This is a genomic window from Paraglaciecola hydrolytica (genome assembly GCF_001565895.1).
In the GTDB taxonomy this organism is placed as follows: Bacteria; Pseudomonadota; Gammaproteobacteria; order Enterobacterales; family Alteromonadaceae; genus Paraglaciecola; species Paraglaciecola hydrolytica.
In genome coordinates this window covers 1,090,169-1,113,594 of sequence record NZ_LSNE01000003.1, presented here as the reverse complement: position 1 = coordinate 1,113,594, position 23,426 = coordinate 1,090,169, and the positions used below count along the sequence as shown (strand labels likewise).

At 43.2% G+C, this 23,426-nt stretch carries 20 protein-coding genes, 1 tRNA gene, 1 other RNA gene and 2 pseudogenes; 14 read left to right on the top strand and 10 right to left on the bottom strand.

Annotated elements, in window-relative coordinates; translation table 11 throughout:
* Window positions 1-553: 553 nt before the first annotated feature.
* Both AX660_RS07385 and AX660_RS23680 read left to right on the top strand, forming a co-directional pair.
* A complete protein-coding gene (locus tag AX660_RS07385) occupies window positions 554-871 on the top strand; it encodes a ribonuclease E inhibitor RraB (RefSeq protein ID WP_068374665.1) in 318 nt (105 codons plus the stop codon).
* A gap of 257 nt (window positions 872-1,128) precedes the next feature.
* Window positions 1,129-1,191: pseudogene (locus AX660_RS23680) on the top strand (Txe/YoeB family addiction module toxin); the annotation flags it as partial.
* 70 nt (window positions 1,192-1,261) lie between these two features.
* Here AX660_RS23680 and AX660_RS07380 read toward each other — a convergent pair.
* The gene (locus AX660_RS07380; protein WP_068374662.1) at window positions 1,262-1,504 is read right to left on the bottom strand and encodes a helix-hairpin-helix domain-containing protein; all 243 of its coding nucleotides are present in this window, start codon (window positions 1,502-1,504) and stop codon (window positions 1,262-1,264) included.
* 287 nt (window positions 1,505-1,791) lie between these two features.
* Between AX660_RS07380 and AX660_RS07375 the strand changes: the two genes are divergently transcribed.
* Complete coding sequence (locus AX660_RS07375) at window positions 1,792-2,733, top strand: alpha/beta hydrolase (protein WP_068374660.1); 942 nt, start codon at window positions 1,792-1,794, stop codon at window positions 2,731-2,733.
* A gap of 125 nt (window positions 2,734-2,858) precedes the next feature.
* Here the strand turns inward: AX660_RS07375 and AX660_RS07370 are convergent, their stop codons facing one another.
* The 4 genes from AX660_RS07370 to AX660_RS07355 all read right to left on the bottom strand — a co-directional run bounded on the left by AX660_RS07370 (window position 2,859) and on the right by AX660_RS07355 (window position 8,428).
* Entirely contained in the window at window positions 2,859-5,960 is a 3,102-nt protein-coding gene (locus AX660_RS07370; RefSeq protein ID WP_068374655.1) for an efflux RND transporter permease subunit, read from the bottom strand.
* 9 nt (window positions 5,961-5,969) lie between these two features.
* A complete protein-coding gene (locus AX660_RS07365; RefSeq protein WP_068374653.1) occupies window positions 5,970-7,007 on the bottom strand; it encodes an efflux RND transporter periplasmic adaptor subunit in 1,038 nt (345 codons plus the stop codon).
* Between the two features lie 187 nt (window positions 7,008-7,194).
* The gene (locus tag AX660_RS07360; protein ID WP_068374650.1) at window positions 7,195-7,947 is read right to left on the bottom strand and encodes an alpha/beta hydrolase; all 753 of its coding nucleotides are present in this window, start codon (window positions 7,945-7,947) and stop codon (window positions 7,195-7,197) included.
* A 40-nt stretch (window positions 7,948-7,987) separates the two neighbouring features.
* Window positions 7,988-8,428: a hypothetical protein gene (locus AX660_RS07355; RefSeq protein ID WP_068374647.1), complete on the bottom strand. Its 441-nt coding sequence runs from the start codon at window positions 8,426-8,428 to the stop codon at window positions 7,988-7,990.
* A gap of 324 nt (window positions 8,429-8,752) precedes the next feature.
* Between AX660_RS07355 and rnpB the strand changes: the two genes are divergently transcribed.
* An RNA gene (gene rnpB, locus AX660_RS07350) (RNase P RNA component class A) lies at window positions 8,753-9,121 on the top strand.
* Between the two features lie 362 nt (window positions 9,122-9,483).
* Here the strand turns inward: rnpB and istB are convergent.
* The gene (gene istB / locus AX660_RS07345) at window positions 9,484-10,239 is read right to left on the bottom strand and encodes an IS21-like element helper ATPase IstB (RefSeq protein ID WP_068374644.1); all 756 of its coding nucleotides are present in this window, start codon (window positions 10,237-10,239) and stop codon (window positions 9,484-9,486) included.
* Window positions 10,229-11,737, bottom strand: a complete 1,509-nt coding sequence (istA, locus tag AX660_RS07340; RefSeq protein WP_164483514.1) for an IS21 family transposase — start codon at window positions 11,735-11,737, stop codon at window positions 10,229-10,231. The genes istB and istA overlap by 11 nt, the downstream gene beginning before the upstream one ends.
* A 49-nt stretch (window positions 11,738-11,786) precedes the next feature.
* Between istA and AX660_RS23675 the strand changes: the two are divergent.
* Window positions 11,787-12,422: pseudogene (locus tag AX660_RS23675) on the top strand (site-specific integrase); the annotation flags it as partial.
* Window positions 12,423-12,649: 227 nt separating this feature from the next.
* Here the strand turns inward: AX660_RS23675 and AX660_RS07335 are convergent.
* The 3 genes from AX660_RS07335 to mutY form a co-directional block, all read right to left on the bottom strand.
* Window positions 12,650-12,725, bottom strand: a tRNA-Phe gene (locus AX660_RS07335).
* A gap of 196 nt (window positions 12,726-12,921) precedes the next feature.
* Complete coding sequence (locus AX660_RS07330) at window positions 12,922-13,197, bottom strand: oxidative damage protection protein (RefSeq protein WP_068374641.1); 276 nt, start codon at window positions 13,195-13,197, stop codon at window positions 12,922-12,924.
* A gap of 91 nt (window positions 13,198-13,288) precedes the next feature.
* A complete protein-coding gene (gene mutY / locus AX660_RS07325; RefSeq protein ID WP_068374638.1) occupies window positions 13,289-14,362 on the bottom strand; it encodes an A/G-specific adenine glycosylase in 1,074 nt (357 codons plus the stop codon).
* A gap of 167 nt (window positions 14,363-14,529) precedes the next feature.
* Between mutY and AX660_RS07320 the strand changes: the two genes are divergently transcribed.
* The 9 genes from AX660_RS07320 (at window position 14,530) to AX660_RS07280 (ending at window position 23,386) form a co-directional block, all read left to right on the top strand.
* A complete protein-coding gene (locus AX660_RS07320) occupies window positions 14,530-15,180 on the top strand; it encodes an alpha/beta fold hydrolase (protein WP_201027411.1) in 651 nt (216 codons plus the stop codon).
* A 104-nt stretch (window positions 15,181-15,284) separates the two neighbouring features.
* A complete protein-coding gene (trmB, locus tag AX660_RS07315; protein WP_068374631.1) occupies window positions 15,285-16,004 on the top strand; it encodes a tRNA (guanosine(46)-N7)-methyltransferase TrmB in 720 nt (239 codons plus the stop codon).
* A complete protein-coding gene (locus AX660_RS07310) occupies window positions 16,004-17,029 on the top strand; it encodes a methyltransferase (protein ID WP_068374628.1) in 1,026 nt (341 codons plus the stop codon). Before trmB ends, AX660_RS07310 begins: the two co-directional genes overlap by 1 nt.
* Window positions 17,030-17,117: 88 nt before the next feature.
* Window positions 17,118-18,545, top strand: a complete 1,428-nt coding sequence (gene glgA, locus AX660_RS07305) for a glycogen synthase GlgA (RefSeq protein ID WP_068374625.1) — start codon at window positions 17,118-17,120, stop codon at window positions 18,543-18,545.
* A 158-nt stretch (window positions 18,546-18,703) separates the two neighbouring features.
* Window positions 18,704-20,356: a sensor histidine kinase gene (locus AX660_RS07300; RefSeq protein WP_068374622.1), complete on the top strand. Its 1,653-nt coding sequence runs from the start codon at window positions 18,704-18,706 to the stop codon at window positions 20,354-20,356.
* Window positions 20,357-20,521: 165 nt separating this feature from the next.
* Window positions 20,522-21,229, top strand: coding sequence for a two-component system response regulator ArcA (gene arcA, locus AX660_RS07295; protein ID WP_068374619.1), 708 nt, complete (start codon window positions 20,522-20,524; stop codon window positions 21,227-21,229).
* Between the two features lie 176 nt (window positions 21,230-21,405).
* The gene (locus tag AX660_RS07290; RefSeq protein WP_068374616.1) at window positions 21,406-21,864 is read left to right on the top strand and encodes a TlpA disulfide reductase family protein; all 459 of its coding nucleotides are present in this window, start codon (window positions 21,406-21,408) and stop codon (window positions 21,862-21,864) included.
* A 5-nt stretch (window positions 21,865-21,869) separates the two neighbouring features.
* A complete protein-coding gene (locus tag AX660_RS07285; protein ID WP_068374613.1) occupies window positions 21,870-22,094 on the top strand; it encodes a DUF4266 domain-containing protein in 225 nt (74 codons plus the stop codon).
* On the top strand, window positions 22,085-23,386 hold the full coding sequence (locus AX660_RS07280) for a DUF3570 domain-containing protein (RefSeq protein ID WP_068374610.1): 1,302 nt from the start codon (window positions 22,085-22,087) through the stop codon (window positions 23,384-23,386). Before AX660_RS07285 ends, AX660_RS07280 begins: the two co-directional genes overlap by 10 nt.
* The last annotated feature ends 40 nt before the right edge of the window (window positions 23,387-23,426 follow it).

Below are 23,426 nucleotides of genomic sequence, written 5' to 3'. Positions count from 1 at the left end.
ATCTATCAAAAAAAACAGACAAAACGACTCGTTTTTAAACATAACAAATGCACATTTCTCTCAAGGTGACACTAGTTGAACGGGCTGTGATTGAGTACTTTATTATTTTGGGTGTCTATTTTAACTGGTGAACAAGGCGCGGCACTTTGCGGGAGCAGCGTCGCTCACCAAGGTTCGCGCGCGCTAAGCGTTATAAATTTAGAGGTTAAGGAGTATTTAAGTGGAAGACAATAAATGTACAAAGTGTAAAAACTTACTACCTTTTACGACAAATCCAAATTCCGTTACTTGTCCGTTTTGTGGATTAGAAAATGAGCTTACTGTAGCCAAGCCCCATTCGTGGCCTAAATCTATTGGCTCTAAAGCTATTAAATCAGGTAGTGGCAATGAAGTATTCGGTGTTTATTCGTTAATAGGCAGCAATGATTGTGGCGATTCCGGTAGTGATTGCTGAGTATTCAACTTATAACAAGCCAAGTCAGCGATAATTTTATTTGCTGAAAAACACCCACAAAATCCCCTGTTTGGGGCAATATATGCCAAGGAGCATTGATTGAATTTCCCAAATGATGTTGACGGTGATGTTCTAAGGCGGCTAGACGATTCTGGTTTCGATTTTTCGAAAACTTGGGAAATTGATTTCAATGTTGATTTTAATAGTTGGCCGCCTTCTCAAGAAGCATTAAATATTCTGGAGAAAGAGTACGGTGCTATTGAAATTTTTGAGCCTGAAGAAGAAAGTGATGGATACGTACTTTTTAATATCACTTCAATCGTATCTTATGAGCTGATCGTGGACACGCAACGAAAGGCCTCATCTTTGGTATCTACTTTTGGTGGAGTATGTGAATCATGGGGTGTTTTGCACTAATAGCATATAACAAGGCGCGTCACTGAGAAAACCACGCGCTGGCCTTCGGCCACAGTACTCGTGTTTTCTAGTGTGTTTGGCTAAGGCCTTTTTCGGTAATCGTTCTTTCAGTTTTTTGCCGAACAACTCGCTACGTTTCCAACAGTTTTATCAGTATCAGTTCAACCTAACATGCGCTTAAACATTGCAGTTTTGCTCAAGGTTGTTTTACAGTGCGGGTAATAAATTTAATCGTGTTGTTGTGTTAACAGAGCAGGCGGTTAGTTTACGCTGTATCCGATGCATATTTAACGGTAATATCCTGTCGGTATCATTACTAGTTTTCGCGGCAGCTAATCCATGTGGCTCCCGATTGCCAACTAACGATGTTCAAACTCATTTCCGATAATTTTATCCCACCAGCCCAGCTTGTGCTCTAGCAATAGCCGCTTCTATCGCTGATTTAGCCTGTGGGCTGTTTTTCCAGCAGGTGGTTTTTAACATGGAGGCGACGACGTCAGCAATAGTATCAACCTGACTCGTTGCCAGCTTCGCAAAAGAATCTATGCCAATTTCTTCAAAGCGTTTTATCACGGTAGGGCCTACTCCCTTTACGGTTAAAAGTGCCTCTCTTTCTGCTTTAGAAAACGCCACTCTTTTTATCCTTCTTTGTGATTTTCCTAAAATGATAATTGAGCTTGTTCATGCATCATCCATATCAGCGCTAATGACAGCGCAGCAACTCAGGTTTAGGCCAATTTGTTTGTGCAACAATTTAGCACTTTGTATAGGTATTAACCAAAATGCCGCTGCGCAAGACTAAAAAAATTCAGCAATTTAAAAATAAAGTAATACGCCGCTTGGCACGAGAAGAGATTTAATGAGTACTTAACAATTAAGAAACATAATTATAACCAAGTAAAAGGAAGGAGGTTTTTGTAATGTTAGAACTCATCAGACGTAGATTTATTAATAGCGTAATTACGATTTCAGTCATTTTCAACGTTCAATTATTTGCTCAAGACGGGACCATGTATCCCATGGATGCACCTGCCGAACCCAATGCTATCCCCTTGAATACCGGTGGAGTTGAGGGTCAAACCGCAAAAGAATCATGGTTTCGCCAATGGGGTGACCCTATGGCGCGTAATATTACCGTTGCAACCTTAACCCCAGTATTGGCTGACCCCAAAAAAGCCAATGGTACTAGTGTTATCGTGGCGCCGGGTGGTGGTTTTATGTGGTTGTCTTTAGGCAATGAGGGCTGGGAAGTGGCTCAAGCACTTGCCGCTCGTGGGATCAATGCTTTTGTCTTAAAATATCGCTTGCAACCAACCCCTGATAGCCTCGAGGGTTTTGATAAACAAATGAAACAACGCTTTGCCGAGGCGACACCCAAGCCCGCAACAGAAGCCAAAGAAGACAACCCAAGGCCACGCTGGGATCTGTCGAATCAACTTGCCGATGTTGAAGCAGCGTATGCCATGATGCTGGAACGTGCCGATGAATGGGGCGTGGACAAAGATAGAATTGGTATGATTGGGTTTTCGGCAGGTGCGGGGCTGACTATGGCAACGACATTGCAATCTAAAAAAGTAAAATTGGCGTTTATTGGCCCCATTTATGGTGGCATGGGGGCTGTTGAGGTGCCCAAAAACGCTCCGCCAATGTTTATGGCTATCGCCACTGATGATTTTTTGTTTAACGGAGAATTTGGTGTGGTCAAATCTTGGTATGACGCCAAAATACCAGTTGAACTTCATCTATACCAAAACGGTGGGCATGGTTTTGGCTTGGGTAATCCTGATCGCACCAGCAACAAGTGGTTTGATTCGTTTATGTACTGGTTAGAAGTTAACAAGTTACTGTCGCCAAAAGAATAAATGCTGGGCTGTGATAAAAATCCCCTGTGTGCCTAATAAACACTTCACGAGCGTAAATGCTGATGAAGTGTTTGTTGTTTTTTAAATCACCTGAATTACCTTAACGTAATCTACTACGTGGCAACTTAGTGCTCTAAAGCTTCCACTTCTTGAAGTTCACTTTCAAGGCGTTTGCTTTCATCGCCCCTAGGTTTGACCAATCGCGCCATGGCTAAATACAGTACTGGGGTCAAAAATAGAGTAAACAGCACCGCAAATCCTAATCCACCAAACACTACCCAGCCTATGGCATTGCGCGCTTCAGCGCCTGCGCCTGTTGATAAGATCAAAGGTAAACCACCAAGCAAGGTTGATATCAGAGTCATGGTAATGGGTCGCAAGCGTATAATTGCTGCTTGTTCAACAGCCTCTCTTACCGCTAAGCCTTTGTCACGTAATTGGTCGGCAAACTCCACCAGCAAAATCGAGTTTTTGGCAAGCAAACCGATCAACATGACGAGGCCTATTTGTGAATAAATATTGATACTGGTGTCGGTTAAGTACAGAGCAAATAAAGCAGCAGCTATACCAAAGGGCACGGTCATCATTACTACCACGGCACTATTGACACTTTCAAATTGCGCCGCGAGGACTAAAAGTACAATCAAAAAAGCCAGCACATAGGTTAAGGTCACTTCTCTGGCTGTTTCTTCATAGGCGAGAGCTTCACCTAAGAAGACTAAACCAACATTATCCGGTAATACTTGTTCGGCCGTGGCATTAAGAATACTAACTGCCACATCGATAGGCATATCTTCGGGTAATTCTAAATTAATCTCGATGGCGCGGCGCTGGGCATGGCGTTCTAACTCTGCCGCCACACCTTCTTCTCGAATAACGGCCACACTCGAAAGTGGAACTAGGCTGCCACCTTGCGCACCGACAAATAAGTTGGCTAAATCAGAAGGGTCGCTAATGGTGGAGCGATTGGCTTGCAGGATGATCGGTGCCGCTTGGTCGCCCACGTTGAGATCGGCCAAGTCGTCACCATTAATGGCTGCTCTTAAGGTCGTTGCAATATCGTTAAGTGGCACGCCTAACTCTTCTGCACGTTGGCGATCAATTTCTAAGCGCAGTTGTGGTTGAGTGGGTTGGTAGGAAATATCCGGTTTACCAAATTGTGGATATTGGGTTTCCAATGTATTGGCAAAAGTCACTGCAGCAGCAAATATTTGCTCATAGCTTTGTCCGGTCAAGGCGATTTCTAAGCCCCCACCTTGTCCTCTTAAACTGAGACTATTGGTGCCAAAAGCGCGGGCAGGAGCACCGGGTATATTAGCTAGTGGCTCACGAATTTGCTCAATAATTTGTTGTTGGCTTTGACTTCGCAGTGACCAATCTTTAAGGGGCGCAGTAATGGAGACGATATTGGGATCCCATTGCCCCACTACGGTATAGATAGAATCGATTTCGCCCTTTTCTACATAGGGTAATAAAATATCTTCCATCTGCAGGGCTTGTCTGTCCATAAAGTTAAGTCCAACGCCGTCTGGGCCACGAGCAAAGACTCTGATCAGGCCGCGATCTTCATTGGGCATGAGTTGATTTTCCAGTTGCCAATATAAACTGGCTGCGCCGGCGGCTGACAATAAACTGATAAAAAATACCAGCCATGCATGATTAAGACTCCACTTGAGTGCCAGTTTATAAGTGTTGAGAAGCTTATTGCCTATGGGCGCAAACAGATGTTTTTTGTTTTTATTGCGGCTAGTGAGTTTGGCGGTTAAGGCGGGTACCAGCGACAAGGCAACAAAGGAGGAGATAATCACCGCACCGGCTAATACTCCACCAAATTCACGAAATAAACGCCCAGCCGTTGAGGGCAAAAAGGCGATAGGCAAAAATACTGCGACCAATACCGCGGTAGTGGCTAAGACTGCAAAAAACACTTCGCGGGTGCCAATCACCGCTGCCGCCCGGCTACCTAAGCCCATGCCACGGCGACGTTGAATGTTTTCGGATACTACTATGGCATCATCTACAATCAGGCCGGTGGCAAGTACTAAGGCCAACAAGGTTAAGATATTAATTGAAAACCCAAGTGCCCAGATAACAGCCAGTACGCCAATAAGGGATACCGGAATAGACAGGGCAGGCACTATGGTGGCGCGCCATGAACCAATAAACACCCATAGTGTGGCAATAACTAACAACACGGTAAATAACAACGACGTCAGTACTTCGGAGACTGAGCCACGAATAAATTCGGCATCATCAGAGGTCACTTGAATATCTAAATCGTTGAATCGCTCCCCGATACTGGCGACTAATGACAAGACCTCGTCAGAGATTTCGATGGTGTTGGAGCGAGCTTGCCGAATGATTTCCAAACCTATAACGGGTACCCCATTGAGGCGTACTAAATTTTGCCCGTCAGCAGGACCAAAATAGACATCAGCGACATCGCCGATGCGGGTTTCACCGGCGATAATCATGTCTTTGATTTGTTGGGCGGAGGTTGACGTTGCATCAGCACGCACAATCAATTGATGGTCAGTGGAACGAAAACTTCCAGCGGGTACATCGAAGGGAGCTTGGCGCAATACGTTAGCAACTTGAGAAACCGTTAAGCCGTAACTGGTTAGGCGCATGGTGTCGAGCATAACGCGCAATACTCGTGGTCTATCTCCGTTTAAACGTACATCGGCAACCCCTGGAATACTTAAAAATAAAGGCGCTAAATCTTTATCTACTCTTTCTGTCATGCTTTCTAAATCCAGTACGCTACTGGAAATAGCCAAACTCACTACTGATTCGGCATCGTTATCGGCTTTAATCACCGACAGTTGTTCTACATCGTCGGGTAATTCACGTTGCACACGACTGACGGATTCGCGAGTTTCATTGGCGGCGTCATCTAAGTTAATGCCGGGGCGAAACTCCACCACAATACGCGAGCTGTTTTCTTCGCTTTGGGCGCGAATCGACTTAACACCACTTACTCTGGCAACCGCGCCTTCGAGTCGACTAGTGATTTCGGTATCAATGGTTTCAGGTGAGCCTCCGGGCAAGACGGCGCGCACGGTGAGCACTGGGCGATCTACATCAGGTAATTCACGTACTTCAATGGCGTTAATGGCCGCTAGACCCGCGATCATCACTAACAGATTTAATACGATAATAAGTACAGGACGACGAATAGATAAGGACGGTAAATCATTACTGAATAATTGCATGTTAAGTTTCATAAACCTAACCTACTGTGTTGTTGCAAAAGTGACTGGCTGGCCAGTGCGCAAACGTTGGATGCCTTCGGTAATTAACCATTGTCCGGCTTGCAAATCACCATCAACTAAAATTCTACCGGCGAGCCGTTGTTTGATTGCGACCTCGACCCGCTTGGCCTTTTGCTCTTGAGCGATCCATACATAAGCGCCAACAGCGTCCCACATCAGCGCAATTTCCGGTATTGAGGCATAAGATTCACCTTCCAATAGGAGCTCAACCCGAAAACTCATGCCGGGGCGAAATGTATCATCCTTATTGTTTAACAAGGCACGCACTTTAAATGAGCGACTGCTTTTATCGATACGCGAGTCTATTTGGCTTATCACCGCCTCAACCGGAGTTTGGGTATCTAACCAAGGTTGCAAGGTTAGGGTCGGTTTGGCACTTAACATGGGGAGTGCAACTTCGGGGGCAGTAAAATTAATCAGTAATTGGGAACGGTTATCTAGGGTAGTGATTGGTGTTTGTACCGTAATGCGATCACCCACTTCAATCTCGGTGAAACCCACGACCCCAGAAAATGGTGCGCGCACCATACGGTCTTCTAATTCTACTTGGGCTTCTTGTACTGCGACTTGACTCAAATTAAAAGCAGTTAGCGCATCGTCTAAGTCGTTTTGTGGAATGGCGCCCTGAGCGCGACTTTCTTTCAACCGGTTTAAGGTGCGCTGTGCATCTTGTAGATTGATTCTTGCACGCTCTAAGGCCACTCGTTGGCGACGATCATCTAGATGCAACAAAATCTGTTCTTTTTCGACGAGGTCGCCGGTTTTAAAAAGCACCTCCGTCACTTTGTCTGCCACTGCGGGATACAGCACCACAGAATTGATCGCTTCGGCACTGCCAACAGCTTGTATGCGTTCGCGATTATTTTCGATTTGCAGTTGGCTAACAATCACCTTTGTGACGGCGTTGTGTGATTGTTGTTGGGTCAAAGCATTGGGGTGGTAGAAAAAAGCTAGGGTAAAAGTAAACCACATCAAGAGGGTAATCTTTGGTGTCATCATTATTCCTGAAAATTGCTGTCGCCGTGCTCAAATATTTTCGCACGCAGGTTTAGTTTAACATTACAGTGTCAGCTTTATGGCTACTTAGTACGAAATGTATCGTGATTTTGATCAACACAATAATATATTAATAAAAATTAGGTATATTTCGTAGCTGGCAAAGCAGTGAGTGTTTAGCCTAATCGCTTTATTTAGGTAGGGCAAAAAATGTCAATAACATCTCATTCATTACTGAACGCCAGTTGTCCCATTCATGGCCAAAATTGACTTCTTTATAAGTAAGGTCGTAGTTTTTATTAAGTAGTACTTGCTTGAATTTTCGCACGGACGAGGCACTGTCATTGATTTTACCAACAGACAAAAATAGCTTTAATGCTAGTTTGTCCTGCTTGCGATATAAGTCACTGATGACTGAAACCTTTTCATTGCCAAAGGGCGAGAGCATCGCGATGTTAGGGAAAACATCGGGCAGCATCAGCCCAAAACAAGCGGCATTGATGCCACCAAAAGACAATCCCACAATGAGCCGTTGAGCAGTGTTTTTATTATCTTGTGTTTCAATCTTGGGGATAAGTTCGTTAACAAAAAACAAAACGTAGTCTTTATTACACATAAACTGCTGATTGCGGCGATTCTGCGTCAAATCGTCTGGATTACGGCTATCAACAAAGACAACTTGCAAGGGATGGATAGCGCCTTTATTGATCAGTTTATCTAAGACTTTGGGCATGTCTAGTTCATGTAAATACCACTCACCATCGGTGACATAAACGACAGGAAGTTGAATCTCAGGGCTGACATTGGCAGGGCGGTAAATGCGGTATTGCAGATCGTAAGAGAGTATCTCACTGTGGATGCGAATATTGTCGCTGACAACAGCAAGGACTGGCGTTGAGCACAAAAGACAACTGAGTAATAGTGTTATAAGTGAAGTACGCATAGTGACGATAATAATGCACTGCTGCCGTAGATGCTTGATTTTATTGATTAGATACAAACTTGGTTAAATCAATGCCTTGCTCAAAGCCGCGATAGCCTAAGCCATGTAGCCAGTTAACCGCGCTTGCTAAATCGTCAGTAAAGGTAAGGGGCATTAAGTCTTTTAGCCTTAAATCAAAAGGCTCGATAAACATTTTATAATGGGACTCGGAAGGATCGGTAACCCTTGCGATGGCTCGAAAACCGTGTTCTAGCCAATAGTTAACTGCATCTGACCAAGTGCTAAATGCGTCGGGTGTCATCCCTTCGACATGTTGGGTTTCAAAAATAAAGGCATGTTGTTTATGCTCTAGACGGTCGATTATGTACTTAATTTGCGTAGTGGCATTAAGTGATGCTTCATAATTCCAAGCACCTTCAGCGATAAAGATAATGATATTTTGCTCACAAGCTAATTGAAACTTACCGTGCTGTTCAAACATATGTGTTCCTGTGCAAATCAGAATTTCACTACATCGTATTGCCTGACCTCTGTATATCAGGACTTAATTAAGCGACTTTGTGTAAGTGTCGTTTAATTAAAGGTCAAATTATTATGCATATTTAACTTTCTGGCTACAAGTGTCGTAATTGGCTGTCAAAGTGTTATTTGGGAAAAACACCTCGAGCTTAAACAGCGATATTATAGTTGAGTTTGTACCTAGCTATTTATTTCAAGCCAAAAATAATCAATAAACTTAGTCGCATTACTGTGAGTGCAGATTAATGTTTGTCACCGGCTTACAACCTGCGTAGAATCCGCCTCCGGAGTTGGCCAGGCAATCGTCGCTTATCGGGCATTCGTGTGTTGATAAGGGGAGGAAAGTCCGGGCTCCATAGGGCAGGGTGCCAGGTAATGCCTGGGCGGCGAGAGCCGACGACAAGTGCAGCAGAGAGCAGACCGCCTGTTGGTTATTCGTAACCAATCGGTAAGGGTGAAAGGGTGCGGTAAGAGCGCACCGCGCAGCTGGCAACAGTTTGTGGCAAGGTAAACTCCACCCGGAGCAAGACCAAATAGGATCCCGTATGGCGTGGCCCACGTTGGGATCGGGTGTGTTGCTTGAGCCAGTGAGTGATTGCTGGCCTAGATGAATGATTGCCCAAGACAGAACCCGGCTTATCGGCCAACTCCGACTTCTATCAATCCCTTTATTTTAAAGGGATTATGTTGATCCAAGCATATCTTGTCATAATCCAAGCATATCTTGTCATTCGTGACAAGTATAGCTTGTCATTGTTCAAAAAATAATCTATTTTTGTAATTAGTTTACAAAAACAAGAAGAAATGAACGTGTATAAGCGTAAACTTACAAAATCTGCGATAAATAATATTCATCGATTTGCTAGCTTCAAAAACAATAGTTTTGTTGAAGTAGAATCAACCCTAGAGTTTGAAGCCTGTTTTCATTGTTAATTTGTACTTAAAACTGATCCACGATTTGCATCGAAAACTGATCCACCCAAGTAGTCTTATATGACCATAATCCTATTTTAGTTTCTAGCGCTTTTTCTCCTTTGATTTTTTAGTTGATTGTTTAAATCTGTAGCTGTCATTACCCGTTTCGATGATGTGGCAATGATGGGTTAATCTGTCTAATAAGGCGGTTGTCAGTTTTGCATCTCCAAACACCTTTGACCATTCCGTGAAATTCAGGTTGGTGGTGATAAGTACGCTGGTTGTTTCGTAGAGTTTACTGAGTAAATGAAACAGTAAGGTGCCACCTGCTTGGCTAAAGGGTACATAGCCTAATTCATCTAATATGACTAAATCACAATTCGCTAAACGACTTGCCATTCGACCAACGTGACCCGCTTGTTTCTCTAATTCCAGTGTATTGACTAGTTCGATAGTGGATAAGAACCGTACGCGATATTGATGGTGCTGAATGGCTTGTACGCCAAGTGCCGTCGCTAAATGGGTTTTCCCTGTGCCGGGGCCACCAACGAACACGGCATTTTGGCAATCTTCGATAAACTCGCAGCGATGCAAGCCTCTGATGAGGTATTCATCCACCTCACTTTCACTGAAGTCAAAGCCATAAAGGTCTCGGTAAACAGGGAATCTAGCCGTTTTCATTTGGTAGGCGATACTGCGCACTTCTCTATCGGCTACCTCAGCTTTTACAAGTGTGTCGAGTATGGGTAAGGCTTGTTTGTAGGCGGGGGAATCTTGCGAGGTTAACTCGGCAACACTGCTTGCCATGCCGTGTAGTTTAAGTATTTTTAGGGTATGTAATAGGGCTTCAGTGTGCATAACGTTTACCTCTTAATGTGTCGTAGCGTGATGTATCGCTGGTCGGCTCAGTGATTAATTGCAGACCATTAATTATGGGGACTGGCGCAGGAGGTGCAGGGTTAAGTAGTCGGCTCAGGCAGTTCATGACATGTTGTTTGGACGGGCAGCCCACGTCTAATGCCATTTCAACAGCCCTCACAACATCGGCTTCATCGTGATGTAATATCAGCGATAACACCTCAACCATTTCTCTATCCCCACGCTCACGTTGCAATAGAATGGATTGCAGGTGTTTAAAGCTATCGGGCATAGTGTTAAACGGTGCGCCATTGCGCAGGGCGCCCGGCTTACGTTGTGCAACCAGCAAGTAGTGTTGCCAGTCATACACAATTTTACCCGGTATATCATGGTTACTCATGAACACGCGGTGGTGCTCGGCTATTTTCTGGCCTTGTGCAATAAAGACAAGTCGGCTTGGATAAACATGCAGACTGATACGCCGATTAGCGAAGCTGGCGGGCACGGAGTATTTATTGCGGTCGAAGTTGACTAAGCAGGTGGAAGATACCTTTTTACTGTGCTCAATGAAGCCATCAAAGGTCGCATTCACCTTCATTAATTGGCGCTGCTCTTGATACCACACTTCCTCAATTGTTCTATCTGTGAACTGCGGGTGCTTGCGTGTTTGCCAGTCTTTTATACATTGAGTTTCTAACCAATCATTGAGTTCAGTCAGTGAGCTAACACGCGGCAGGCGTTGCCAAATTACTGAGCGAGCATCACGAACATTCTTCTCTACTTGGCCTTTTTCCCATCCCGCTGCCGGATTGCAGAAGTCTGCTTCAAACAGATAATGACTAACCATGGTCAGGAAACGGCGATTAACAATGCGTTCTTTACCCCTTTGCACCTTATCAACCGCTGTTTTCATGTTGTCGTAAATACCACGCTCAGGCACGCCATTAAACACCCTAAACGCATGGTTGTGGGCGTCAAACAGCATTTCATGACTTTGGGTAAGATAGGCTCGCAGGATAAAGGCTCGGCTATGGCTGAGTTTGAAATGAGCGACTTGCAGCTTGGTTTTACGACCATCAATAAAGGCATAGTTTTCGCCCCAATCGAATTGAAAGGCTTCACCTGCTGCAAACTCTAATGGCACGTAAACTTGATTGGATGCCGCTAATCGCTGCTCTTCACGCCACTTACGTACAAACGCAGCAACCCTGTCATATGAGCCTGAATAGCCAAGCGGCAATAAGTCCTCATAAAGGTTTTTAACGGTTTTGCGCTCTTTCCTGCGCCGCCTGGCTTCACGTTTAAGCCAGCTAATAAGCAGTTCTTCGAACTCGTCGACTTTGCCCAAGGTCTGCCGCTTGGTGTAAATAGGCTCTGCAATGTCGTTTTTAAGATAACGACGTACGGTATTGCGAGACAATCCAGTGCGTTTAGTAATTTCTCGTTGGGACAATCCATCACGAAAATACCATCGACGCATAACACTTAATAATGACACATCTATCACTCCACATTCTCCTGCTTAGAGGCGGCAGGAGGTATTAAATATGTGGATCAGTTTTCGATGCAAATTAGGGGGTAAAGTGGATCAGTTCTGGATGCAAATTAACAACCGGTATCTGTCTGAAATAAAATCCTTTTTAAATTTTGTTCACAAAGAGCTAGAGTGGATTGACCGAGTTCCTGTCATCAAAACCTACAAAGAACGAGAGAAACCATTTTATAAGCTCACTGAAGACGACGTAGAGCGTTTATTGTTAGCTTCCCCTGAGTTTATGCGACCTATAATCCTTTTCGCCCTTTCAACGGGATTTAGAGCATCTAACATCATTGGACTGACTTGGAAAAAGCTTGATTTAGACAAGAAGGTTATTCGGATAGATGCCGACAGTCATAAAAGTGGTTCAGCGATGCTGCATCCTATTAATGAAACGGTTGTAACGTTACTCAAAAATCTTGCTGCAAATAAAAAATCTGATTTCGTATTCCTAAACGAAAGTGGCTTACCGATTAACGATCTTAATCGCCGTATTTGGTATCGAGCATGTAAAAGTTCAAATCTAGTTGGTTTGCGCTTTCATGACCTACGGCATAACTGGGCATCGAGGCATGCGGAGAAAGGCACTGACATATTGGCGATTAAAGAATTAGGTGGCTGGAAAACACTAGAGATGGTGCAACGCTATACGCATCCTAGTTTGGACTATCTCAGTCAGCAAGCGAACAATATTGTAGAAAAATCACTTACAGTAAGTAATGAAGATAACGTTGTGACAAATGCTGATGAAAAACAGAGCTGTGACAAAAAATCGTCTCACTTTGTCACAGTATGTGGTTTGAACGTACTAAAAGATGAGGCCCAGAAATGGAAAAACCTGTTAACTTTCAAAAAGTTAACAGGTTTTAAACATGGTGCCCAGACCCGGAATCGAACCAGGGACACGAGGATTTTCAATCCTCTGCTCTACCGACTGAGCTATCTGGGCTAAAACTCTTTGACTTGCTGCTTACTTGTTTAAGTAGGACCTGCTTCGTCGTGGGTGCGTATTAAACGGATTATGGGGATTTAAGTCAACTATTTTGTCGTAAATATTTTGATTTTTGTGCTGACTGCTGCAAAAACCGTCAATATTATTAAATCCCTAATCGTTTAAAACTTAATTGCCGTATTTTTGCTCGGTTTTATTGAGGTTTAACAGGCACGTAGCCTTCTACTTCAACGTCTTTACCTTCAAATAAAAAGTCTTGCATTGCACCTTCAAGAAACTGGCGGTGTTCGACATTCATCATGTTGAGTTTTTTTTCGTTGATCAACATAATTTGTTTTTTCTGCCATAAGGCCCACGCTTCTTTGCTGATATTGTCGAATATTCGTTTACCCAGTTCACCGGGGTATAATTGAAACTCCAAACCATCAGCTTCTTTTTTCAGATATTGGCAATGTACGATTCTGCTCATTTGCAATCCTTTTGGGCTTGGCCTTTGGCCTATAAATTAAAGTGCAACAGTTTAGCAAAGTTACTCCCCCTAGTCGTAGTACTAAATCCGATTAGATCGAAGTTAGCAGCTGCAAAATTTGCTGAGTGGGTGCAGCTAAACCCAAGGCCGGAGGTTGAATTAAGTTATACCAAACTTGCTGGCTGTCTTGCACCTGCCCGCCGTCGGGTGGCTGATGCATGGTGAGTAACAAGGGTTGAATATCCAAATGAAAATGGCTAAAGGTGTGGCGAAACGGTAACAAAAACTTGGCTGAATATTCGCTTAGCCCTAAGGATGAAGCTTGCCGACTCAGTTCATCCAGCTGTTCAATCTGATAAAACCCCCACAATCCGCCCCAAATGCCACTGGGCGGTCTTTTATGTAACAGTACTTTTTCTTGCCACTGCGGTATCAGCATAATAGTAGAGCGTACCGGAATGGTTTTTTTGGCTTTTTTCCCTGGGAAAGCTGTTGGCGTGCCCTGAGCGAAGCCTTGGCAGTCAGCAGCAACAGGGCAAACATTACACTTTGGAGAGCTGCGAGTACACAGAGTTGCGCCCATATCCATCATGGCCTGATTGTAGTTAGCGGTGCGCAGTGCCGGCGTGAGTTTGTCAGCTAAGTCCCATAAACTTTGTTCTACTTTTTTCTCACCAGGCCAACCTGTCACTGCGGCATAACGTCCCAATACCCGTTTTACATTGCCATCCAGTATGCTGTGATGTTGATCATGAGCTAAGGATAAAATTGCTGCTGCTGTTGAGCGGCCAATCCCAGGCAAGGCCATGACTTGTTCAAACGTTTGCGGAAATACTCCAGCATGTTCACTGATTATGAATTTTGCGGTTTTGTGTAAGTTGCGAGCGCGAGCGTAATAACCCAGTCCTGTCCAGTGGTGGAGTACTTCATCTTGTTCAGCAAACGCCAGCGCCGCAACATCAGGAAAGCGCTGCATAAAACGCTGATAATACGGGATAACTGTTGTGACTTGAGTTTGCTGCAGCATGATTTCAGAGATCCACACTGAATAGGCGGTTTTACTTTGTTGCCACGGCAGATCTTTACGCCCGTTTTGGTCAAACCACGTGAGAATACGCTGTGAAAATGTTGAAATGTCTAATGATTTATTTTGTGCGACTACCATGCTTATTTTAATGCTTATTTTGCTTCTGAACTGATATGCGGGATAATACCTTATCTCAAGCTATTTGGTTTACTTAGAACTCAGTGCATACAACAAACCCGCCGACTTACCAGATTTCCCACCCAGTCGTTTTTTTGCCTGGTACCTTATGTGATGAACGGGTTTTTATGCCGTGCTGGCGATATCTAGATATTCCTTATCAAGCTTATGTGCCGCTGCAGTGGGCTGATGATCTCGAACAAATGTTGGCCTTGAGCCATGATCGCCTCGATTATTTTGATAAACCTGTGCATGTAGTTGGGTTTTCCATGGGCGGTTATATCGCCGCGTTGCTTGCACTTGCTACTCCACACAAAATTGCCTCTTTGACTTTGCTGGCTTCTAGCGGCCAAGCCTTACCCTCAGACGAACTGAGTCAACGTAAGATGTTGTTAGCGGCGATAAAACAAGCCAAATTCAAAGGCATGAGTGATAAACAGATAGCCACTATGTTGCATGTTAATAACAGTGGAGATAAGGGCATAATCAGTATAATTCGGGATATGGAACAAGATTTAGGCATGCCGGTACTGGCTAGTCAGATGGCGGCTACCAGTGAGCGAAAAAACGTATTACCTCAATTAGCCAAATGTCAGTTCCCGGTGCACTTTGTTGCTGGTGCACAAGACCACCTAGTCAGCGCAGCACAACTAAACGAGGCGCAAGAGCAAATTCCAGCGAGTACTGTTAAGTTGATAGCCGATGCAGGGCATATGTTAAGCCTCGAACAGCCACTCATATTGGCTGAATATTTATATGGATTAATTGAAAATGCCTGAAATCCTTGCATTCATTTACTGTCACAGGATAATGCGCGCCTATATACCCAAGTCACTTGGGTAAAATACCTCCAAAACCCTTTTATCAGTTATGAGTAAGCAACATGAGTCAGTATAAATCTGAACAAGAGGCCGCTGAATCCGGTGTCTATATCCGCAAAATCCAAAGCTTTGTAAAACGCGAAGGCCGTTTGACCAATGGTCAAGCCAAGGCGCTTGAACTACATTGGCCAACTATGGGTTTAGAGCATAAAGATGGCTTACTTAACCTTGCGGAAGTTTTTGGCCGAGTTGCTCCTCTTGTTTTGGAAATCGGTTTTGGCATGGGTAAATCATTAGTCGAAATGGCTAAAAATGAACCAGACAAAGATTTTATTGGCATTGAAGTGCATACCCCTGGTGTGGGCGCCTGTTTAGCCGATGCGGCCGAACAAGGTGTGACTAATTTGCGGGTTTATGATCATGATGCTGTGGAGATATTAGCTGACTGTATTGCGGATAACAGTTTGAGTAGAATGCAGTTGTTTTTCCCAGATCCTTGGCATAAAACTCGTCATCATAAACGCCGCATAGTACAGCCAGATTTTGTGCAAAAATTACGGGCAAAACTTGAGATGGGTGGCGTATTTCACATGGCCACTGATTGGGAAAACTATGCAGAGCATATGCTCGAAGTGATGTCGCAGGCTGCAGGATTTAAAAATCAATCCACCAGCAATGATTATGTACCCCGCCCAGAACAAAGGCCTTTGACTAAGTTTGAACAACGTGGTCATCGCCTTGGTCATGGTGTATGGGATTTAATGTTTGAGAAGGTAAGTTAATGTTATCGCCAGCCAGTCAAGTATTGGAACGCAATGCCGAATTATTTAGTACAGGTAAGTGGTTATTGGTTAATCCAACGGATGCCCACGTTTGTCAGGCCTTAGGCAACAGCAATATTGCCGTATTCCATCAGTTTTACGATATCTACCAACAAAGCAAACAGGCAGGTAAAACCGCTGAGCATACATTTGGTGCTGCTTATCCCACCAATCAGCAGTTTGACGGTGCGGTTATTTATATGCCTAAAGCCAAAGAACACGCCAAAATGTTACTGGCCAATGTGGCTGCTTGTTTAAAACAAGGCGCTAATTTGTTGTTGGTCGGCGAAAATAAAAGTGGTGTAAAAAGCGCTGATAAAATGCTTGAGCCTTATTGTGAGCAAGTGAATAAAATCGATTCGGCACGGCATTGTGCCCTCTATGGCGGGCAAGTCAGTAAAGTTGCTAAACCTTTTGTTCTGGCACAATGGCAAACAACTCAAACGATTGAAATTGCCGGTTTACAGTATCAGATTTGCTCCTTGCCCGGCGTGTTTAACCATGGTCAAGTTGATACTGGTACACGAGTATTATTAGAAAACTTACCCCCTTACCACGGCGGACGAGTACTGGACTTTGGTTGCGGCGCCGGCATTATCGGTTGTTTTGTCGCGCTGACTAAAAAAGACACTAAAGTGGTAATGAGTGATGTCAGCGCTCTCGCCGTGCATTGTGCGAAACAAAGTGCCTTACTCAATAAGCTTGAAATAGATGTCGTGGCCTCCAATGGTTTACAGGATCTTAGTCCCAAATTTACCACAGTGATCACTAACCCACCTTTTCATACAGGCATTCAAACTGATTATTCGGTGACTGAAAACTTCATTGCTGGCCTTAAAAATTATTTAACCTCTGAGGGCTCTTTGATCCTAGTGGCGAATCAATTTTTACGTTATGCCGAGCTCTTGGAAAAACGTTTTAAAGCCGTCAATTTGATCAAACAAACAACCCAGTTTAGTGTATACCTGTGTCAGCGAAGTAAATAACAACGCCCTTTTTCTCCAATAGAAAGTGGTGAGTTAGAGTGAAATCAATAATTTAAAGTGTGTTGCTTGAGCATAAAATAGGAAGTCGATGAAAATACTATTTGTGGTATCAGAAGTTGAAGATCTGGTGAAAACCGGTGGTTTAGCTGACGTAGCTAAGTCTTTGCCTCTTGCCCTGCGTGACCTAAGTCATGAAGTGCTGATAGTGATGCCCTATTATCAGGCATTAGCAACTCAATTTTCCGCTGCTGAATGTGCACCCAAACAAATACTTTATTCTGAACAAACACCTTATGAATTTGCAATTCGAGAAATTCAATTGCAAGGCTTGCGAGTCTTGTGTGTTGACTATCCTGATTTTTTTGCGCGTAAAGGTTTATATTCCGACGATTATCACGCCTATCCAGACAATGCTGAGCGTTTTGCTTTTTTTGCCCATGCCGCGCTAAAAACAGCCCAAGCCGTTAATTTTCAACCAGACATAGTGCATTGCAATGACTGGCATACCGCTTTAACCCCATACTTTTTGCATATTGATGATTCTGGCTTTTTTAACCACAGTAAAAGCATTTTTACCATTCATAATGGTGCCTATCAGGGTACCCATCGCTTTGTCGATATTCCCTATTTACGCCCTCACCATCAGTTAGCTGCACAGCTCGATGGTGACGCCTTGAATTTTGTACGTATGGGGATTCGTTACGCGACTAAAATTAATACCGTAAGCCCTAACTATGCACAGGAATTACTCACCCCCTTGGGCTCACATCACTTGTTTTATGAGTTCACTCAGCGACGTGGTGATGTTTCTGGCATCCTTAATGGTTGTGACTATTCACAATGGGATCCGGTCAATGATCCCCACATCATTCAAACCTACGACAGTAAAAACTTTAAAGGCAAAGCTGCCTGTAAAGCAGATTTACAGAAAGAACTTACTTTGCCTGCTGAGCCTAAAACCCCTGTCATTGGCATGGTTTGTCGCTTAACCGAGCAAAAAGGTTTTGGTTTTATCCTACCTATGTTGGATAAGTTGATGCAGCACAAAGTACAACTGGCCATAGTGGGTACCGGTGATCCGGATATTTGTCGCTATTTACATGATATGGCGCAGCGCTTTCCGCAGAAATTGGCCTTTCATCAAGACTTTAGTGTCAGAAAAGCCCATATGATTGAAGCTGGCAGCGACTTCTTTTTAATGCCATCTTTATTTGAACCTTGTGGTTTGAATCAGATGTATAGCTTAGCCTTTGCTACTTTGCCTATCGTGCGTGCTGTAGGCGGATTAAAAGATACAGTGGTAGATGTAGCCGAGGATCCGCAAGCCGCAACCGGCTTTGTGTTTGAACAGCCCAATGATCAAGCGCTACTAGCCTGCGTGCAACGAGCATTATTGTTTTATCATGAATTCCCTGAAAAATTTGCGCTTATCCAGCAACGGGCCATGCAAACCCGTTTCACTTGGCAAGCGGCAGCTAAAGAATATGAAAAACTCTACTTAAAAGCGTTAGGTTAAGAAGAGTAGTAAGAAAACTTCGCCTTAAAAACGCGAATGAATTTGTCCAAATATCATTATTTGTATACAGTCTATTGGTAGTAAGACAGAATTGCACAAGAGTGCTAGGATTACTTTAAGCCCATTCTTACTTTAAAGAGAGTTGATCCGTTTCAAATATGCCAAACACAGCGAAGTTTCTATCAATCAAAAGCCTGATCATTTGGGTCGTTATGGCTATTACTTCGTTATCTTTAATCGTTGCATCTAGTGTTAATCTTTTTTCCCAAATCAGCTCTTATCAAGCCGAATTAAAAGCCGACGTTACTACTCTGGCTGAGTTAATTGGCAACAGTGCAATTAATGCCCTGCAGCTCGATGAAGGCGCAGAACTGGAAAAAAACTTACTCGTATTATCTGCTGCTAAAATTATTGAGAATGTGCATTTGTATAAAGTGATTGATAACAACACTTTAGATTTTTTTGCTAGTTACAACAAAGCAGGTATTGCGCCTGTTAAAGCCAAGTTTGAACAAACGAATGATTTATCCAATCCCGTCGTAACAAGTGAAGTAGCTGAAATTATTCGACCTATTTTTGCCGAAAAAAATGAGCTTATTGGTTATATTTATTTACGCGCCTCGGCTGAAGCACTTGAGGCACATATTAGTCGCTCGATTATGCTTACCCTGGTGGTATTTCTAATCTGTATCGCAATTTGTTTTTTTCTCACGCTCAAATTACAAAGTGCCATTACCTCTCCCATTCAAATTCTGGTCAGACTGGTCCAACGCATTACTCGCCAAAAAGATTTTTCAAACCGAGCTGAACCCAATGGCATTAAAGAGCTAGACATCTTGATAGATGCTTTTAATGGTATGTTAGAAAGAACCCAAGGCCATATGCAACGCCAAGCAAATGCAGAGCAAGAGTACCGCACACTCAATGTCAGCCTGGAAGAGAAAGTCAATCAACGCACAATGGCTTTAAAAGAAGCTAACGGTGAATTAATCCAAACCTTAGAAAAACTCCATCAGTTTCAACGCCAGATGGTACAAAATGAAAAAATGGCGTCTTTAGGTGATATGGTTGCCGGTGTTGCTCACGAGGTTAATACCCCTATTGGATTAGGTGTTACCGCCTCTACTATGATGCTCGACCGCTTGGCGGATATGCGCAAAGGATTTGAAGAAAAAACGCTTAAAGCCAGCGCACTTGCAAAATTTATTGCCGAAAGCGAAGAAAATCTCAATATCATTTATCGCAACTTAAATCGTGCAGCAGAGCTCATATCTAGCTTTAAACAAGTTGCTGTCGATCAATCGTCAGAAAATAACCGTACTTTCTCGTTTGCCAAGTTGATGGAAGAAATTCTAATGTCGATGCGGCCTAAGTTAAAAAGGGTTGATCACGAGATTGTTATCCATTGTGCAGATGATTTGTATATCGAATCTAAAGCTGGGCCGATTAATCAGATCATGATCAACCTGATCATGAACTCAATCATTCACGGTTTTGAGTTTATAGAAAAAGGCACAATCGATATCGATATCGTGATGCTGGATGATAAAAAAATATGCATTACCTTTAAAGACAATGGTGAAGGTATTCCAGAACAACTGCGTAAACGCATCTTTGATCCCTTTGTAACCACTAAACGTGGACAAGGTGGCAGTGGTTTGGGTATGCATTTAGTTTACAATCTAGTCACTCAGGGTTTGAATGGCTCTATTTCTGTGCAAAGTGAAACGGGTAAGGGTGTAGAATTTAAAATCATTTTCCCAGTAAAGCGCATTAATCCTGCCAACCTGCCAAGATCTGCAATATTTTAACCGGCCTTGGTGAACCAGATCCGTTTAAAAATGTCCCAATAAGGCATTTTTGTTGAATTAATATTAAATTTTCTTGGTATAAATCAATTTTAACTAGATAAAACCCTGATTTTTAGATATTTTCTGATAAACTTTTAACCAAATTTATTAACACGGCGTGAAAACATGCAGACACCCAATATTTTAATTGTCGAAGATGAAGTCGTAACCCGCACGACCCTGAAAAGTTTATTCGAGGCGGAAGGATATAATGTATTTGAAGCAGAAAATGGCGAACAAATGCATGATTTTTTCGAAAATAACAACATCAACCTGGTTATTATGGATATTAATCTACCAGGCAAAAACGGACTTATCTTAGCGCGTGAAGTTAGAGGTCGTAAAAATATAGGTCTGATCTTTTTAACTGGTCGTGATAACGATGTTGATCGTATCCTCGGTTTAGAAATCGGTGCTGATGATTATTTAACAAAACCATTTAATCCTCGTGAGTTAACGATCCGTGCACGCAATTTATTAGCTCGTACTAGTAATACGAATGAAGACGATGATCTTCCAAGCCGTGTTAACTTTAATGGTTGGGTATTAGATGGTGACAGTCGTAGTTTGATTTCGCCTAGCAGCAAAGAATTCCGTTTACCACGCAGTGAATTTCGTGCCTTACATTTATTTTTAAGTAACCCCGGCAAGATATTAACTCGCGAACAGTTGATTTTAGAAATGACTGGTCGTGAATTACGCCCCAATGACCGTACTGTTGATGTGACGATTCGTCGAATCCGTAAACATTTTGAATCTGAAGTGAATGCTGATGATTTGATCGTGACTATCCACGGCGAAGGCTACCGCTTTTGTGGTTCAGTAGACGCGTAATCTTCATTCATTTATACGCTATAAAAAAGCAGCATTGAGCTGCTTTTTTTATATCTGCCATAAAATTATCCCTTGTTAAGTTTTATTTAAGATTGTTCTTTTATCCTCGGACTATTCCAGTTTAAAAGGCCTGTATTTTGCGCTTCATTATCTATTCACTACTCCTAAGTTGCTTGTTGTTAACGACAGACTCTGCTCATGCTGTAACAGAGCTCAAACCGGCAACAAATTTCACCATTAATACCCCGCAACTCACCGGCACCTTACAAGACTTACAAGGCAAAGTTGTCTATGTAGATTTTTGGGCGAGTTGGTGCAAACCCTGCCGGAAATCTTTTCCATGGATGAATGCTATGCAGCAAAAACATGCTGACGCAGGTTTGCAAATTTTAGCTATTAACCTTGATGTCGAACCTGAGCTAGCTGCAACGTTTTTAACTAAGGTACCCGCCATCATGCCCATCATCTATGACCCTCAAGGGCTTATTGCCAGCGCTTATGCCTTGGTCGGCATGCCCAGCAGTTATCTTATTGATAAAAAAGGCCAAATACGTTTTACCCACCAAGGTTTTTTTAGTGCAAAACAACAACAGTATGAACAAGAAATAACTTATCTTTTGGCAGAAATGGAGTAAATCAAATGCAGTCAAAAATCGTAAAAATCTTTGCCTCACTATTATTAATTCAGCTCGCTAGTTGCGCCAGTTTAGGTGTACAACCTTGGGAGAGAGATTTACTCGCCAAAGATGAAATGGCCTTAGATGCTGAAAAACTCGATTTAGCTTTAGATGATCATATCTATTTCAGTAAAGAAGCCACTAGTGGTGGTAGAGCCTTTGCTGGCGGAGGTTGCGGATGCAATTAAGTCATAAACCAATCAATATCAGTGCGGTACTTGCAACAGCTACTTGTGCACTATTAGGAGTCACAGCGGCACAAGCAGAAGAGAATACTGAGTTATGGAAATTTGATACTGCGCTAATGTATTACGGTGAAACCGATCGCGTGACGGCGGTTGAGGGTGTGATTGCCGCCACAAAAGACTTTGGTGACGAACATATTTTTAGTGGCAAACTTACCATAGATGGTTTGACTGGCGCGTCAGCGACAGGGGCAGTAGCACAACCTACAGCGCAAACCTTTACCCGCCCTTCAGGTAATGGCAACTATGAGATTGCCGCTGGTGAAACGCCCTTGGATGATACCTTTCATGATACTAGGTTACAGCTCAACGCCCAGTGGACTCAGCCTATTGCGCAGGATTTACGTGCTAGTGGTGGACTACAGTTTTCTAATGAATATGACTATTTGTCTTTTGCGCTAAATGGCTCATTGGCTTATGACTTAAATCAGAAAAATACCACTCTGTCACTCGGCTTGTCTTATGCCTTAGACACCATAAAACCTGAAGGAGGTATTCCTCTTGCACTTGCTACGGTGGCATTTAACCCCAATCCTGAGCAAGAAGACAGCACTGAATTCGAAGATAATTACAACAGCACGCGGGCAACAGACTCAGATAGCAAAAATACCCTTGATGTAATGCTGGGGCTGACCCAAGTCATTAATCGCCGACTATTAATGCAGTTTAATTATGGTTTATCCACGGTAGACGGTTATACCAACGATCCCTTTAAATATTTATCTGTAGTGGATGAACAAGGTTTAACCCAAAGTTTAGTTTACGAAAACAGACCCGATACGCGTACTCGCCATAGTTTTTACTGGCAGACAAAATATGCCATGGATTTTGGTGTGGCGGATATTTCCTATCGTTTTGCCACTGATGATTGGAAAATAGATTCACATACCATAGATTCACGTTTACGCATTAATCTGTCGGACACCACCTATATTCAGCCACATTTTCGTTACTACCAACAAGCAGCGGCAGAGTTCTTTCAGCCTTTTATGCAGGAAGGCGAAACGCTGCCCGAGTTTGCTAGCGCAGACTATCGACTGGGAGAAATGACCGCCTATACCCTAGGCTTAAAATACGGCATGGAATTGGACAATGGTGATGAACTGTCTTTTAGACTTGAGTATTATCAACAAAGTCCAAAAAATGCAGGATTTGATGAACCGGGTGTTTTGCAAGACATGGAACTATATCCCACCGTTAAAGCAGTAATTGCACAAGTTAGCTATCGCTTTTAAGCTGGTTTATCTTGCTCCATTACCCACGCTTAATCGACAG

Bases quoted from the DNA above. Each gene is read 5' to 3' on its own strand.
- AX660_RS07360 (WP_068374650.1), bottom strand. From the start codon at position 7,947: ATGCGTACTTCACTTATAACACTATTACTCAGTTGTCTTTTGTGCTCA.
- AX660_RS07370 (WP_068374655.1), bottom strand. From the start codon at position 5,960: ATGAAACTTAACATGCAATTATTCAGTAATGATTTACCGTCCTTATCT.
- AX660_RS07285 (WP_068374613.1), top strand. From the start codon at position 21,870: ATGCAGTCAAAAATCGTAAAAATCTTTGCCTCACTATTATTAATTCAG.
- mutY (WP_068374638.1), bottom strand. From the start codon at position 14,362: ATGGTAGTCGCACAAAATAAATCATTAGACATTTCAACATTTTCACAG.
- AX660_RS07300 (WP_068374622.1), top strand. From the start codon at position 18,704: ATGCCAAACACAGCGAAGTTTCTATCAATCAAAAGCCTGATCATTTGG.
- istB (WP_068374644.1), bottom strand. From the start codon at position 10,239: ATGCACACTGAAGCCCTATTACATACCCTAAAAATACTTAAACTACAC.
- AX660_RS07330 (WP_068374641.1), bottom strand. From the start codon at position 13,197: ATGAGCAGAATCGTACATTGCCAATATCTGAAAAAAGAAGCTGATGGT.
- AX660_RS07320 (WP_201027411.1), top strand. From the start codon at position 14,530: ATGCCGTGCTGGCGATATCTAGATATTCCTTATCAAGCTTATGTGCCG.
- arcA (WP_068374619.1), top strand. From the start codon at position 20,522: ATGCAGACACCCAATATTTTAATTGTCGAAGATGAAGTCGTAACCCGC.
- glgA (WP_068374625.1), top strand. From the start codon at position 17,118: ATGAAAATACTATTTGTGGTATCAGAAGTTGAAGATCTGGTGAAAACC.
- AX660_RS07355 (WP_068374647.1), bottom strand. From the start codon at position 8,428: ATGTTTGAACAGCACGGTAAGTTTCAATTAGCTTGTGAGCAAAATATC.
- AX660_RS07365 (WP_068374653.1), bottom strand. From the start codon at position 7,007: ATGATGACACCAAAGATTACCCTCTTGATGTGGTTTACTTTTACCCTA.
- AX660_RS07280 (WP_068374610.1), top strand. From the start codon at position 22,085: ATGCAATTAAGTCATAAACCAATCAATATCAGTGCGGTACTTGCAACA.
- trmB (WP_068374631.1), top strand. From the start codon at position 15,285: ATGAGTCAGTATAAATCTGAACAAGAGGCCGCTGAATCCGGTGTCTAT.
- AX660_RS07310 (WP_068374628.1), top strand. From the start codon at position 16,004: ATGTTATCGCCAGCCAGTCAAGTATTGGAACGCAATGCCGAATTATTT.
- AX660_RS07375 (WP_068374660.1), top strand. From the start codon at position 1,792: ATGTTAGAACTCATCAGACGTAGATTTATTAATAGCGTAATTACGATT.